This is a genomic window from [Lactobacillus] rogosae (assembly GCA_900112995.1).
Classification (GTDB): Bacteria; Bacillota; Clostridia; order Lachnospirales; family Lachnospiraceae; genus Lachnospira; species Lachnospira rogosae.
Genome location: FONU01000022.1, coordinates 12,142 through 28,705, shown reverse-complemented (window position 1 = coordinate 28,705; position 16,564 = coordinate 12,142). Strand labels below are relative to the sequence as shown.

11 protein-coding genes and 1 riboswitch are annotated in these 16,564 nt (G+C 36.8%); of the genes, 2 read left to right on the top strand and 9 right to left on the bottom strand.

What is annotated here, in order from left to right; all coding sequences use genetic code 11:
* Window positions 1-346: 346 nt before the first annotated feature.
* The 9 genes from BM157_RS10210 to BM157_RS10170 form a co-directional block, all read right to left on the bottom strand.
* Window positions 347-1,645, bottom strand: a complete 1,299-nt coding sequence (locus tag BM157_RS10210; RefSeq protein WP_055174316.1) for a TrkH family potassium uptake protein — start codon at window positions 1,643-1,645, stop codon at window positions 347-349.
* Window positions 1,646-1,991: 346 nt separating this feature from the next.
* Complete coding sequence (locus tag BM157_RS10205) at window positions 1,992-3,689, bottom strand: glycoside hydrolase family 43 protein (RefSeq protein ID WP_055306184.1); 1,698 nt, start codon at window positions 3,687-3,689, stop codon at window positions 1,992-1,994.
* Window positions 3,690-3,994: 305 nt separating this feature from the next.
* Window positions 3,995-4,960, bottom strand: coding sequence for an SseB family protein (locus BM157_RS10200; protein WP_055174059.1), 966 nt, complete (start codon window positions 4,958-4,960; stop codon window positions 3,995-3,997).
* 205 nt (window positions 4,961-5,165) lie between these two features.
* Window positions 5,166-6,176 (bottom strand): hypothetical protein, encoded by a 1,011-nt coding sequence (locus BM157_RS10195; protein WP_090140988.1) that lies wholly within the window; start codon window positions 6,174-6,176, stop codon window positions 5,166-5,168.
* A 263-nt stretch (window positions 6,177-6,439) separates the two neighbouring features.
* Window positions 6,440-9,652 (bottom strand): carbamoyl-phosphate synthase large subunit, encoded by a 3,213-nt coding sequence (gene carB, locus BM157_RS10190; protein WP_055174057.1) that lies wholly within the window; start codon window positions 9,650-9,652, stop codon window positions 6,440-6,442.
* 4 nt (window positions 9,653-9,656) lie between these two features.
* A complete protein-coding gene (locus tag BM157_RS10185; protein ID WP_022205620.1) occupies window positions 9,657-10,730 on the bottom strand; it encodes a carbamoyl phosphate synthase small subunit in 1,074 nt (357 codons plus the stop codon).
* Window positions 10,731-10,906: 176 nt separating this feature from the next.
* The gene (locus BM157_RS10180) at window positions 10,907-12,382 is read right to left on the bottom strand and encodes a WD40/YVTN/BNR-like repeat-containing protein (protein WP_090140986.1); all 1,476 of its coding nucleotides are present in this window, start codon (window positions 12,380-12,382) and stop codon (window positions 10,907-10,909) included.
* A gap of 21 nt (window positions 12,383-12,403) precedes the next feature.
* Window positions 12,404-13,219 carry a hypothetical protein gene (locus BM157_RS10175; RefSeq protein WP_090140984.1) on the bottom strand — a complete coding sequence of 272 codons (816 nt, stop codon included), beginning with the start codon at window positions 13,217-13,219 and terminating at the stop codon, window positions 12,404-12,406.
* Window positions 13,206-13,880, bottom strand: coding sequence for an ATP-binding cassette domain-containing protein (locus BM157_RS10170; protein WP_022502545.1), 675 nt, complete (start codon window positions 13,878-13,880; stop codon window positions 13,206-13,208). Before BM157_RS10170 ends, BM157_RS10175 begins: the two co-directional genes overlap by 14 nt.
* 276 nt (window positions 13,881-14,156) lie before the next feature.
* Here BM157_RS10170 and BM157_RS10165 point away from each other — a divergent pair, with 276 nt between their 5' ends.
* Together BM157_RS10165 and thiC are read left to right on the top strand one after the other, a co-directional pair.
* Complete coding sequence (locus BM157_RS10165) at window positions 14,157-14,834, top strand: phosphatase PAP2 family protein (RefSeq protein WP_318255913.1); 678 nt, start codon at window positions 14,157-14,159, stop codon at window positions 14,832-14,834.
* 83 nt (window positions 14,835-14,917) lie between these two features.
* Window positions 14,918-15,027, top strand: a riboswitch (TPP riboswitch).
* 193 nt (window positions 15,028-15,220) lie between these two features.
* Window positions 15,221-16,528 (top strand): phosphomethylpyrimidine synthase ThiC, encoded by a 1,308-nt coding sequence (gene thiC, locus BM157_RS10160; protein ID WP_090140981.1) that lies wholly within the window; start codon window positions 15,221-15,223, stop codon window positions 16,526-16,528.
* Window positions 16,529-16,564 lie beyond the last annotated feature (36 nt).

Below are 16,564 nucleotides of genomic sequence, written 5' to 3'. Positions count from 1 at the left end.
ATTATATCTTCTATATAATTAAATTAAAAACCATAACATATATATCGTATCTTATATACCATAACTTAATGCCATAACAAAAACGACACCATCACCAAAAAATCCACACTCAAAACCACACCCGAATTCTTCACACTCCGTTCTGGCGCTGATAATTGTTAAACATATGGCAATCGCAACCCAGCTGGGCGGCTGGTAGAAGCATAAGAAGACGATGGGGAGCCGCCGGCACTTAAGCGCTGTCCTTTAGCGCTTTAGTACCGCTGCGAGCGACACTCAGTGCAAACGTGTCTTCGTTGCTTCTACCAGCCGCCCAGCGTCCGTTGCCCCATATATTTCACAATCATCACCCTATAGTTATATTACCCTCCGGATAATTAATCCTCTCTCCCTTAGAGAAATGCCACAATGTAGCAATCGTAAGCGGTCCAAGTCTTCCTATGTACATAATAACAATAGATAACAGCTTTCCTGCAATTCCTATCTGTTGTGTAATTCCTGTTGAAAGCCCTGCCGTTCCAAATGCACTTGCGACCTCAAATAATATATCAATAAAATCAATATCCGGCTCAAATATTCCCATAAGATAAGCTCCCACGGTCACAACACACATAGCAAGTATCATAATAACCGAAGCCTTTCTGAACGCTTCCTTAGGTACTGCATAATGAAATGCTTTCTCCGACTTATTAGTTGCCGCCGACTTAACACCCTGTATGAGGACAAAAAATGTGCTTGTCTTTATTCCACCTCCTGTAGATCCCGGCGAAGCTCCTATAATCATAAGTATTATAATCACAAGTAGTCCCGATTTTGAAAATGTCCCAAGTGAATATGTTGCAAATCCAGCCGTTCTGGCTGATACACTCATAAAGAATGCTCCCATCCACGAGATATTTTCTGTAATCTTAAGAAGCAGAGCACCAGCGATAATAAGCACAATACTCACTGATATTACAATCCTTGTGTGCATTGAGAATTTCTTCCACTTAAATCTCTTTTCCCACAATTCACATATTACAAAAAAGCCAATACCTCCAAAAAATACAAGCGTACAGGTTATAATATTAAGTGCTATATTACCACTGTAATTAATAAGGTTCTGGTTATTTCCAAGAATATCAAAACCAGAATTATTAAACGCCGCTACCGAATGAAACACGCTTATTCCCAATGCCCTAAAAAATGGATAATCTCTTATAAACACCAGAAAACCTGCTATTGCACCAGCCCCCTCAAATATAAGCGTAACAATAAATATCTTATGTATAAGCCTTACAAGCCCCTTTGCCGTATCCATATTCAGTGCTTCCTTTAAAAGAGTACGTCCTTTTATATCTACCTTTTTACCCATAACAAGTATTATTCCGGCACCCATAGTTGTCACACCAAGACCACCTATCTGAATAAGTGCCCCTAGTATAAATTGCCCCACAGGTGTAAATGTGTCATATGAGTCAACCACCACAAGCCCCGTTACACATACTGCACTCGTTGATGTATACAAAGCATCCGTGTATTTTAAATCAACACCATCCCTAACACTAAACGGCAAAGACAAAAGCACTGACCCTGCTATAATCACAAATATAAACCCAAACGCTATTATTCTTGCAGGCGACTGCTTTCTTATTAAATTAACCATCATAGTACTTCCTTAAATCGCAATATTTATACTCAAATCTCATAAAATTTATCATTTAAGATACTATATACCACCCTGCTCTCCAATGCAAGCAAAATCCTCATAAATATTCTAATGTCAGCTTCCAAACCTTCCCACAAAAAAGTGTGCACTCCGCCACTACAGCAAAATACACACTCTTCATAACTATTTAATTAAACATCTCCAACAACTAAAATAACTCCTGCCATACATCCTATGTCCCAGCCATATGTGGAGCCGCCGGCACTTAAGTGCTGTACTTTAGCACTTTAGTACCGCTGATAGCGACACTCAGCGAAAGCATATCTTTGTTACTTATGTTAATTTAATCCAATCTCCCGTTGTCTATACATCTATACCTGATATAATCAACCGTCACAAATCCATCCCCCTGATTCTCATTCTTAATCTCATTATTATGATTAACAAACATTCCATTCTTAACGCCAACCCAGCGTCCTGCCTTTGCTGTAAAGCTCACCTGCTTCTCATAAGCCTTTCCATCAAAGCTTATCTCCAAAGTCACCTCTTCTACAGGAACATTTTTAACAGCCAGTGCCATTTCCTTGGTATCCTTAGTTCCTGTTCTCTTAACTGTATACCTTAAATATACAGTCTTTTCCTTATCAGCAAATGTATCCTTAGCTATAGGATAGTCCTTAAAATCTTCCTTAGAATATGCCGCCTCACAATCAAAGCTCTGGGTGCCTCTGACTGTCCTTATTGCATATTCCCCGAAATTCTTGACAATTCCAACTGCTCCATATTCCACGCCTAATGACACAATTCCGGCATAGTCTCCATTTTCAAGACCATTCACGCACATTTTAGTAACACACTCAAATTCAGGTGCAGGCCATTTCTGTAAGAGAAGATTTCTGTAATCGCTCACTGGTCTAAGAGGTGTTGATGCAAGTGCATTAAGTCTTATATATGAGCCGTCTGGTGTTTTCTTTCCATAGGCATCTGTCTTAGTCACATACCAGCTGTCATCATAATTAGAATTCCACTGCCACTGTAACATCATCTTGTCGGTATCAAATTCATCTGTTGTGTCTGGCTCACATACTGGATATTTATCTGTGTCCTTAAACTCCTCTGCTGTCTTTCCAATATTGGGCTTTACATATTGCATAACTGGTTCACCGTAATCATTGCCCTCTTTATTAACGCCAATTATTGGCCAGTCATTTTCCCAATGCATTGGCTGTAAATGTGTTATTCTGCCTGCGGCATACACATCTTGAAAATGTAAGAACCAGTCCTCACCAGTAATTGTATCTACCCACGCACCCTGATGAGGTCCGTTGACTGGAGAGTCACCCTGTCTTAATACAACCTTATATTCATATGGTCCAAATGGATTTTTGGAACGGAGTATTGTCTGCCAGCCGGTCTTAACACCGCCTGCTGGTGCAAATATATAATAATATCCGTTACGTTTATACATTTTAGGTCCTTCTATTGTTATCTGATCATTCTCATTACCATCAAATATCTTTACTTCATCTCCAAATATCCCCATACCGTCTGGTCTCATTCTTACTATATGAAGAACACTCTTATATCCAATTCTGCTCTTTGCAACACCTGCCACAAGATAAGCATTACCGTCATCATCCCAGAATGGACAAGGGTCAATCCAGCCTGCACCTGGTCTTATATTAACAGGCTCGCTCCATTCACCAAACGGATCTTTGGTTGTTGTCATATATATTCCCTCATCTGGCATTGGAAAACATACATAATATGTACCCTCGTGGTATCTTATAGATGGTGCCCACACACCACATCCGTGCAGCGGATTGTTATATCTGAATTCCGGAATGTGTTTCAAGCAATAATTAACAACCTTCCAATTCACTAAATCTTTTGAATGTAATATTGGAAGTGCTGGCGAATTAGAAAAGCTTGATGCTACCATAAAATAATCTTCTCCCACTCTTATAGCATCAGGGTCAGAATAATCTGCATAAAGTATCGGATTCCTATAATTTCCATTGCCCAAATCAGCTAACCACATAAACATTACCTCCATAATCATACATAATATTTCTTAAGTTAATCTAAGTTTACATCATTACAAGTAATTTGCCAACACTTTCATAAAGTAATTTTATAAAAGTGTTTTTACATAAGTATTTTTTATTATAGGTGCCTATATTTGCACTGCAGTACGAACCTGTATATAGGACTTTTTATGTATAATGAATTAAATTAATTAGATTTCCCTATTACATAAAAAGCCTGCCAGTATCACATCTTACAATATATCACATAATTGTGATACAATCATAAAACCCGATACAAGCAGGCTTACATATTATTCTATTTATTGAAATCTTTTTCTATTTTCTTAAGTGTTTCAAGTGGAATATAATAACTTATTCCAAGTGGATTAAATATTGCTCCTGAAGCTCCAAGCTCGTCTATAGCCTCAACAAGTTCCTTATATGTATAGAGCATATTCTCATACTGTCCCTTATAGCATTTGTCCATCTCAAAACCATCTGTAAATGCCGGTATTGCTATAACCTGCTCGTCTTCCTTATGCTTAACCCTGTCTGTAACATCAATAAAATGATGTGCTATAGATACTTCTTCCTCTGTCTCCTCCTTAACACATGGAACCATATATTCAGAATTAACCATAGCATTTAACATAGCATTTTCTCTCTTATCAAGAAGCTCTTTTATTGTATCTTTGTCTGTATTCTTTCTGAACTCCTGAAAATAAGAAATCATTGTATTCTGTAAACCTGGGTTAGTCACATAATCATCCCTAAAGAACTCATCATATGTTCCAAATGCTTCTCTTGGTATTACATATTCAAGCTTGTCGCCATCTGTAAGTCTTATATTCTTATATCCATTACGATACATATGGCATAACTCCATAGCAAACGCATCATTATTCTCAACACCAACTGATACCTCGTAACCACTGAGCTTAAGCTTTTTCTCAATAAGTGAAGAATTCTTAGGATTAAAAAGAACAAATAAATCACTGTCTACCATATATGGGTACGATGTTGTACTTGAATATACAACCCATAAATGTTCCTCTTTTCTTAATTTATCAGCTATAACCTTTGCATATATCTCTTCAATTCTTCCAAAATATGCTAAATCGTTAGTATTGCCCATCTCCTTGGCTCTTTTCTTTAAAGATGGCAGTACAACAGCCATAACCTCTACTGCATCAGCTAAAGAAAGCTTCTCCATCATATCTACGCCGTAGTCTTCATCTTTGCTGATATGTCTTATTACGTCCTGTATTTTTGTCTGATTCATAATATATATACCCTTTCCGAATTGCATCATATGTATAATAGTAACATATTTGTGTACAATTATCAATTCAACTTTATTTAATGATTCAACTCACAAAATCTTTACTCTGTTTTATTTAATTCAGCTGCCCTGATATAACTGCACGAATTATGTAATATACCGCATCTGCAAATTGCACTGCCACATTACAGCTTCACAACTGCCATTAATTAAAGAACTCCTGCCAGTCAGTTATATTCTTATCTGTAAGACATAACATTGCCATTATTCTTGCCTGCCAGCTTGTCATTGTCTGTGCTGTGATGACATTTAAACCATCAGCCGCATAGTCATATTCACTGCCAGAATTATTAACAACAATTACCTTAATATAACCTGATACATCTTTTACAAGCTGTGTCATTGCTGGCGACAGACTTCCGTCAGCAGTATCGCTGACTACTACTACAGACTCATATGAAGCCATTATTTTCTGTGCTGTATACACATCATTGCCTATATAATCATTAACCATACCGACATAGCCCATATCCTTAATCTCTGTCACGTCAAAATGATGTTTTGCACTATCATTAACCTTATTCGCTTTATTATCAACAATATCAGCTATTTCTGTCTTATAATTGTTATTATCTTCCTCAACAACATATATACTCTTATCTGTATCTATTGTATAAGTAAGAAAATATCTGATCTGGTCTGCAAATCTTTTCCTTGCCGATACGATAACTATATCCGCATCACCACTACATATTTCCTGGACTTTAGAAGCTAATGATATTAAATCCTTTGTTTCATCAAAATCTTTATTTTCCTGAATTAATTCAATATCTATTTTATCCTCATAATCTGCTGTATTAACAAGCTCGCTCACACTTCCATATGTCCCAACAATACAAACCTTTCGCTTACCACTGGTCTGGTTATTACCATTACTTTTGTCGCTGCCATTAACAATACTTCCGGCATCAGAGCTGTTATCTTTCATACCGCCCGCATTATTTCCACTATTATCTGTTATCTTATCAGTGTTATCGCTAACCGTACCATTCTCATTATCTGCCTGGCTCATATATTCAACCGGGTTAGACACAAAGCCACAGCCTGCAAGTGAAGTTACACCAAGCATAACAGCTGCCGCTATTGACACTGCATTTTTTAACTTCAATTTATTCTTTAGATTAATAAGCTTATCACCTATATTCAATAATCTCATATATTCTCCTTTTTGCCCTGATTATCAAATATATTATTCAGGACATATTAAGCATTTTAACATAATCCCTCTGATTATAAAAGTCCCCCAAAAGCTTTTAAGGCACATTCGCCTTACTTAGCTTCTGGAGGACTATAATATTACTTATAAAATGTATTATATAAACATTATATCACAATTTTTGCGTAGCTTTTAGGATGAGCTCATTTGTGCTCATTATATATATATCACTCTGCATAATTATACTATTTGCATTAATTCAATTAACCTCTGTTATCAATTGTAGCAATATCTACTATTGAAAGTTCCTGATTATTAAATGCATGCTCAAGACTTGAGATAAGTGCGTGAGCTGTATCAAGACTTGTAAGGCAGTGAACGCCTGTCTCGATAGCATATCTTCTTATAAGGAAACCATCCTTTGCTCTCTCAATACCATTTTCTGGTGTATCAATAACAAGATCAATCTTATGCTCTAATATAAGGTCAAGGAGTGTTGGAGCTTCCTGTCCAATCTTATTAACCTGAATAGCGTGTACGCCATTTTCTTTAAGAACCTTAGCTGTACCTCTTGAAGCATATATCTTGTATCCAAGTGCTTCAAATCTCTGTGCTATATCAATACCGTCCTGCTTATCCTTATCTGCAAGAGTCATAATAATCTGCTTATGCTTTGGAAGTCTTATTCCAGCTCCCTCAAATGCCTTGTAAAGTGCTTCATCAAAGCTCTTAGATATACCAAGGCACTCACCTGTAGACTTCATTTCTGGTCCAAGGCTTATATCAGCACCTCTGATCTTCTCGAACGAGAATACTGGCATCTTGATTGCATAGTAATCAGCAGCCTTCTGAAGACCTGGCTCATAACCTAAATCTCTTATCTTAGCTCCTGTAATAACCTTAGTTGCAAGCTTAACAATAGGAATACCAGTAACCTTGCTGATATATGGTACTGTACGGCTTGAACGTGGATTTACTTCAATTACATATACCTGATCGTTGTATACAATAAACTGGATATTAATCATACCCTTTACATGAAGTGCTCTCGCAAGTCTTCCTGTGTAATCAGCAATCATTTCAGTTATCTTTGGAGAGATTGACTTAGCTGGATATACTGAAATACTATCTCCAGAATGAATACCAGCTCTTTCAATGTGTTCCATAATACCAGGAATAAGAATATCTTCGCCATCGCATACGGCATCCACTTCAATTTCCTTACCCATAAGGTACTTATCTACAAGGATTGGGTGATCCTGCTTAATTCTGTTGATAATTCCCATAAATTCCACTACATCTTCATCAGATACAGCAATCTGCATACCTTGTCCACCAAGTACATATGAAGGACGTACAAGAACAGGATAACCAAGTTCATTAGCAGCTTTAAGGGCTTCCTCAACAGTGAATACTGTCTGTCCTTTTGCTCTAGGAATCTGTGTCTTTTCAAGAATCTCATCAAATAACTCTCTATCCTCAGCAGCATCTACATCTTCTGCCTTAGTTCCAAGAATTGGCACACCCATCTTCATAAGAGCTTCTGTAAGCTTGATAGCTGTCTGTCCACCAAACTGAACTACAGCTCCATCCGGCTTCTCGAATTCTACAATACTTTCAACATCTTCTTCTGTAAGTGGCTCAAAGTAAAGCTTATCAGCAATATCAAAGTCTGTTGATACTGTTTCTGGGTTATTATTGATAATAATTGTCTCATAACCCTCTTTCTTAAATGCCCATGTACAATGTACTGAACAGAAATCGAATTCAATACCCTGTCCAATTCTTATTGGACCTGAACCAAGTACAAGAACTTTCTTCTTATCCTTAGTCTCTGCAGCTTCATTCTCACTGCCATATACTGAATAGTAATACGGAGTTGTGGCTGCGAACTCAGCGGCACAAGTATCAACCATCTTAAATGCTGCGTGAATATCATACTTATCACGAAGTTCTTTTATTTCTCTTTCTGTATGTCCTGTAAGTTCTCCAATAACATTATCAGGGAACTCAATTCTCTTAGCCTCTCTTAATAATTCTTCTGTAAGAGGACCTTTCTTTAAAGAATTCTCCATCTCAACGATAATCTGAAGCTTATCTATAAACCATCTGTCAATCTTTGTTATGTCATGCATAACTGCTGGCTCTATGCCTCTTCTTAAGCCTTCTGCTATCTTCCAGATTCTTCTGTCATCAACTACAGCAAGATCTTCTAAAAGTTCCTCATCTGTAAGTCCTGTAAAATCGTATGACATAAGGCTGTCAACATGCTGTTCAAGTGAACGTATAGCCTTCATAAGACCACCCTCGAAGTTATCAGATATACTCATAACCTCACCAGTAGCCTTCATCTGTGTTGTAAGTGTTCTCTTTGCAGAGATAAACTTATCAAATGGAAGTCTAGGTATCTTAACTACACAGTAGTCAAGTGCTGGCTCAAAGCTTGCATATGTCTTTCCTGTAACTGCATTCTTAATCTCATCAAGTGTATAACCAAGTGCAATCTTAGCTGCAACCTTGGCAATAGGATAACCTGTAGCCTTAGAAGCAAGTGCTGAAGAACGGCTTACACGAGGGTTAACCTCGATAACGCAATACTCAAAGCTGTCTGGATGAAGTGCATACTGTACATTACATCCACCTGTGATACCAAGCTCATCTATAATGTTAAGGGCAGATGTTCTAAGCATCTGATATTCCTTATCTGAAAGTGTCTGTGAAGGAGCAACTACGATACTATCACCCGTATGTACACCAACAGGATCGATATTCTCCATATTACATATAGTTATGCATGTTCCGTTGCTGTCACGCATTACCTCATATTCGATTTCCTTCCAGCCAGATATACATCTTTCAACAAGAACTTCACCAACTCTTGAAAGTCTTAAACCATTCTCAAGAATCTCTCTTAATTCTTCTACGTTATGGGCGATACCACCGCCGCTTCCACCAAGTGTGTAAGCAGGACGAAGAACAACCGGATAACCAATCTTAGCTGCAAATGCTTCACCAGATGGAACATCATTAACAACTAATGAAGGTGCACAAGGTTCACCTATCTTTTCCATAGTTTCCTTGAACATAAGTCTGTCTTCTGCCTTCTTAATTGTAAGTGCAGTTGTACCTATAAGCTGTACATTATTCTCTTCAAGGAAACCTGTCTCTGCTATCTCCATAGCAAGGTTAAGACCAGCCTGTCCACCAAGTGTAGGTAAGATGCTGTCTGGCTTTTCCTTTAATATAATCTGCTTTAATGCTTCTACAGTAAGAGGTTCGATATATACTTCATCAGCAATATCCTTATCTGTCATGATAGTCGCTGGGTTAGAGTTAACGAGGCATACTTCTATTCCCTCTTCCTTAAGAGAACGGCAAGCCTGTGTACCTGCATAGTCAAATTCTGCTGCCTGTCCGATTACGATTGGACCTGAACCGATTACTAAAACCTTCTTTATATTAGGATTCTTTGGCATTGTCTTAGTCCTCCTTCTTCATCATATCCATAAATCTGTCAAAAAGATACGCTGTATCCTGTGGTCCTGCACAAGCTTCCGGATGGAACTGTACAGTAAATATATTCTTACCCTTATAAGATAGACCTTCATTAGTCTTATCATTAACATTTTCAAATGCTGGTTCTGCAACCTCTGGATTAAGTGTTGCTTCATCTACAACATAACCATGATTCTGTGTTGATATATATACCTTTCCAGTAGCAAGATCCTTAACTGGGTGGTTAGCACCTCTGTGTCCATACTTTAATCTGTGTGTATCAGCACCTGTCGCAAGAGACATAAGCTGATGTCCAAGACATATGGCAAATATAGGCACATTGCTTGCATAAAGCTTCTTTATCTCTTCTATTATCTCTACACATTCCTTAGGATCTCCAGGACCATTTGATAACATAATACCATCTGGATTAGAAGCTAAGATTTCCTCTGCCTTAGTATACGCTGGATATACTGTAACCTCACAGCCTCTGTCATTAAGAGACTTAGCAATATTCTTCTTAGCACCAAAGTCCATAAGTGCAACTCTTGGTCCATCTCCGTTAAGTACATACTTTTCCTTGCATGTAACCTTTCTTACAACTCCCGCAACCTTGTATTCCTTAATCTTAGGAAGTACTTCATCAAGATTATAGTTTTCGTTAGTTGTAATCATTCCGTTCATAGTACCCTTTTCTCTTAATATCTTAGTAAGGGCTCTTGTATCTATTCCACAGATACCTGGTATATCATTATCTAAAAGGAACTTCTGTATAGGAGCTTCATTTCTGAAGTTACTTGGCATCCTTGATAATTCTCTCACAATAAATCCATCTGGCCATGCTTTTTCAGACTCCATATCTTTATAGCATATGCCATAGTTGCCAATCAGAGGATATGTCATTGTAACTGCCTGTCCTGCATATGAAGGATCAGTTAACACCTCCAGATATCCTGTCATCGAAGTATTAAAAACTATTTCGCTAATGACTTCGCGAGTGGAACCAATACTTGTTCCCTTAAATACTGTTCCATCTTCAAGTATTAAAAATGCTTTCATGAATGCCACCTATTCCCTTTCGTATATTAAATTGATTATAGTGCGCAAACCACAACTGTTAATAGTCTTTATATAGTTTCAATTGACTTTTGCGCAAAAAAAAAGACACAAAAATGTCTTTTTTTCTTAAACTCTATAAATATTATCATATAATGAATAATAATTCAAGCAAAAAGTCAATTATGCTTATTATTATTCTGCGTAATCTCAAGCTGCCTTACGAACACCCATGTATCACCTTTATCAGATGACTGATACTTAGCCGCCGTCTTTCCATCATTATAAGTTCCATCAGAACCCTGTGTAAGATATACAGTTATAATACCTTTATCATCAACTGTAGGAACTAACGCTTCCTTGTATACATCATTCCATTTTAACTCATCATCTGCTACCGTGCTTGAAGCCGTTGATGACTTAGCTGTACTGTCAAGCTCCTGTTCTGGAAGTGTCACTTTAGAAAATGTCTTGCCGCCATCTTTAGTCATATAAAGATTGCCGTCCATTCCTTCTGCATAATTGTAACAGAAAAATCCAACATTTTCGTCCACATACATAACACCTTTTAATATATAATTAGCAGGACCGCTTCCAACTGTTGTCCACGTCTCGCCACCATTAGCTGTCTGGTATATCCTGTAAGACTCCTTTTCATTATCAGTCCTGGCATAACCACATACAATAACACCCTTATTCTCATCAAAGAAATCAACATAGTAATCTTCTGCGTTATATATATTATCAAGTTCACAGCTGGTCCAGTTAACACCTTTATCATCAGAATATATAAGAGTTACCGGTACTTTCTTAGAACTTCCCATCCTGCCGCCAAATAAAAATGCAGTCTTTGATGTAGTTATAAGATAGCTTCCATCCTTCAACGTGCTTGTACTTCCGCTTTCATACATAAGATTTTCAACATCTACTGGAACAGTTGCATAATGCTCACCATCATCATAAGTTACACTCAATATATCATCTCTTATAACATATCTTGCAAGCAGGTCTGTAGAAGCATTGGTCTTGTTCTCGCTATCTGCTGCCAGGGCTGCCTTCTCATTGTACTGTGCTATTCCGTATTCTTCCGGACTTAATGCTGATGTAACATACACCGTAGCAGTGTTGTCAGTATGTGCATCAATATAGTAAGATACAACCCACTCACATTTCAATCTGTCATCATCAGTAACTCCGTCCCACGAAAGAAAATAATCAGAAGCAGCATTTTTAAGAATTACCGAAAAACTTATTAACGCTGTATGTTCATCTTCATTCAATACGTTAATATCATCTATTGTCATCTTCTTAACTGACTTATTATACGGAAGATACTCATTCATATACTGATTAACATACTCATTAAGCCACGTCCTGGCCACTGTTTCTGTCTTAACCTGTGATACATCAGGCATCGTATTTATGACATTAGAATCATCATATGTAGCTGCCCTTGTCTGATACTGCTCATCAATAACATCCCCGTAAGCATCTATATCCACCGTGAAAGTATACCTTGACTTAATATCAAGATTACTTTCCTTGCTTCTGTAATAATACGAACGTATGAATACAGCTATAACAAAAGCACAAAGAATCCCTATACATACCCTTAATGTAATCAATCTTAACTTTTCTCTGTTCTTTTTCTTCATATTCGTTCTCCATCATCCTAATCAGCTCTCGTGTTTTAAATGCATAGCCTCTCTGACAATCTTTCTGTAATACTTATACCACCATAAGAAATACATTGCACCAGCTCCTGCAAGGAAAAATACCAGCACCACAAAAGGATGTACTGCATAGAGCCAGTTATGGGAAAGTCGTCTTACAAAAAATGGCACACCATACGCAAGTAAAACACATACCGCCATAACAGTTCCATTAAACACACTTCTATTCTCATATACCCATATAAAATGATCAAAAGACATAATCGCAAACATCTCACCTATAGGTCTTACGCATATCGTAAGCATACAGAGCATAAGCGAATGAAACCACGAAACGCCGAATATATTAAGAATAATAAAATAAAATATGAATTCAGCAGCCATCTTATAAAGAAGCTTTCCTAAAAAATTCATATATGGACTTATTGACATAACTCTTATCATAAGGTAATCCCTGTCACCTATAGTAAATAATATGTTGTTAGAAAGACTTCCGCATATAACCGAAAGCATAACAAACATATATATAATTGTAAGCTCCTGATTGGCCTTAATCAATGGACACTCAAGACCTATAAGCACATATGGTATATATATAAGAATAAATACATATGCAAACTTCTTTATAAATTCCCATAAAACCATAAATAACTGTGCCATAATTCCAACAAATAATCTCGCCTTGGAATTCTCTGCAAATGTATTCTCTTTAACACATCTGCCTATAAGTGGTGCATTACTTATATATCTTATACCTGCATTAGTACCCTCATAAAACCTTAAAATCTTCTCAGCAAACAGCTTCCTAAATAATCTCATTGTCTGTCTCCCCTAATATATCTAAAACTGCCTTCCTTATCTCTGGAATTTCCATAGTCTTTTTATCTATGTGATTAAATTCTCCGTTATTTAAGACTAGCGTATCCTCACTTATCCTCTTGGAAATCTCTAGAAGTCCTGTTGAGATAAGTATTATCCTGCCTTCTTTTATTGTATTAATAACTTCGATAAACTTATTAATGTATTCTTCACTGCAATAATCAAGTGGCTCATCAAAAAGCACAACATAAGGTCTTATTACAAGAATACAGGCAAGCTGTAAAAGCTTCTTCTCCTCAAATGTATAATCCGCTATAAGCTCATCTCTCTTGGCAACACTGAACCCAATTCTATCAAATATATCCTCTGGCTCAGGGTCGTCTCTCTCCATATCACAAAGCATACTTATAAACTCATAACCTGTTATGTATACAGGAAGAACACTCTGCTTTGCCGCATAAAAATATTTACACTTATCAATTGTAACTATGCTTCCGTCATCAACAGATATATCTCCACATATACACTCAAATAATGTTGTTCTTCCAGCTCCCGGTCCACCAAGTATAGGATATATCTGTCCCTCCTCAAATGTAAAGGATATATCTGTAAGAACTTCATTCTTCTTATAGCTCTTTTTTATATGGCTTAATTTAAGCATATTTTTCTCCAATTCATATCATATAATTAAGTGACAGCCGTTAATATATCCGGACATCTACAACATAATTGTATACCAATCCATCACTTACTTTACAAACATTTTCTAACTATTATAATAATTTTTTATTAAATATTAAATCACAACAAAATATTATATTAAAAATCTATAACTTTGTAAACACATAATCAAATTGCTATTGCTTTTGATTAGAAACAATGCTAACATCTTAATATTATTTATTATAGCGGTTATCTGCTGGAAATGAAGGTTATGATGAAAACATTTAAAAAAATATGGTGGCGTCTGCTTTTTGCACTTTACGCTTTTATATATCTTCCCTGGTTCTTTTATCTTGAGCATAAAATAACTATGGATTATCCCGGAATTCACATATTAAACGGAACAATCGACAGCTATATACCTTTCCTTGAGATATTTATAATCCCTTATCTTTTATGGTTTGTCTATATAGCTGCTTCATGCATATATATGGTTCTGAAAGCTGACAATAAAGAATTTATAAGATTTGCTCTTTCACTTATTATCGGTATGTCTGTATCTATGTTTATATGTATGATATACCCTAATGGTCTAACATTAAGACCTGATAACATCCCTGATAATATATTTGGAAAGCTTGTTACTGTACTCTATGCTACCGATACAACAACCAACGTATTTCCAAGCATACATGTATATAATTCAATTGCCGTCCACACTGCCCTTTCAAAGTGTAAGGCACTTAAAGATCACAAATATATTGTCAATGCCTCACTTATATTATGTATACTTATATGCCTGTCAACAATATTCTTAAAACAACACTCTGTATATGATGTTATCGGAGGTATCGTTCTTATGGCATTTATGTATTTTATGCTTTACATTCTGCCAGAAAGAAATGCAGAAGCAAAGTGCGAAGCTGAAAGCCAGCAGTCTATAACAGACTAACAATAATATTATTATAACCTGCCCGATAAAAGTCTTTACATAAGATTGACTTTTATCGGGCAGATGTTATACTATCAATCATAAGATATTAACTGGGGAGCAGAAGGCTTTTGCCTGGCTGAGAGGGAATCCGGTTCCGACCCATATACCTGATGTGGATAATGCCACCGTAGGAAGATTATTATTCTCTAGTCATTTTAATAAAATATATGATGTTAAATTAAATGCAGATATTATAATTTTATGTTACATTCTATTTTTTAATCTGTATAAATATTCATCTTCCTAATTCTTCCAGTCAGTTCCCTAATTAATACATTACACGAAAGCACCAATACTTATTATGAATTTTAATTTTGTATTATGTGTGGAAATGGAGGATACTTATGGAATACACAACACAGATGGATGCCGCCAGAAAAGGCATTATCACTAAAGAAATGGAATGTGTTGCAGCTAAAGAACACATGGATATTAATGAACTTGTAAAACTCGTAGCCTGTGGACAAGTTATTATACCAGCTAACAAAAATCACAAATGCCTTGACCCTAACGGAATAGGCTCTATGCTTCGTACTAAAATTAACGTCAATCTTGGTACTTCAAGAGACTGTGTTGACCTTGATATGGAACTTGATAAGGTAAATAATGCAGTAAAAATGGGTGCTGAGGCCATAATGGATTTAAGTTCATTTGGGGACACACAGAAGTTCAGAAGAAAGCTCACTACTGAATGTCCAGCAATCATCGGTACTGTTCCAATATATGATGCCGTTGTATATTATCACAAGGCTCTTAAGGAAATTACTGCTAAGGAATGGCTTGATATTGTAAGAATGCACGCTAAAGATGGTGTCGACTTTATGACTATCCATTGTGGAATTAACAAAGCTACAGCTAAGAAATTCAGAGCCGACAAACGTCTTATGAACATTGTATCAAGAGGCGGTTCAATCATCTATGCGTGGATGGAAATGACAGGCAATGAAAATCCATTTTTTGAATACTATGACGAAGTACTTGATATATGCCGTGAATATGACGTTACTATGAGTCTTGGTGATGCCTGCAGGCCTGGCTGTATTATGGATGCCTCTGATATATCACAGATTGAGGAGCTTGTTACTCTAGGTGAACTTACAAGACGTGCGTGGGAAAAGGACGTTCAGGTTATGATTGAAGGACCTGGACATATGCCAATCAACCAGATTCAGGCTAATATGGAAATCCAAAAAACCATATGCAAAGGTGCTCCTTTCTATGTACTTGGACCTCTTGTTACAGATATTGCACCTGGCTATGACCATATAACTTCTGCTATCGGTGGTGCTATCGCTGCTACATATGGTGCTTCTTTCCTCTGCTATGTAACTCCTGCCGAACATCTTCGTCTTCCTGACTTAAATGATGTTAAAGAAGGAATTATTGCAGCAAGAATTGCAGCTCACGCTGCTGATATTGCAAAAGGTGTTCCCGGTGCAATCGACTGGGATTTAAAGATGGATAAAGCAAGACGTGTACTTGATTGGGATGCACAGTTTGATGCTGCCATAGACCCAGAAAAAGCAAGACGCTACAGACAGGAAGCCAAGCCAGAAAAAGAAGATACCTGCTCTATGTGCGGTAATTTCTGTGCCGTTAAGAATATGAATAAAATTATGGACGGTGAAATCGTTAGTATATTTGATGAATAATACACCAAAAAGCCAGCCGGATATTATTCCGGCTGG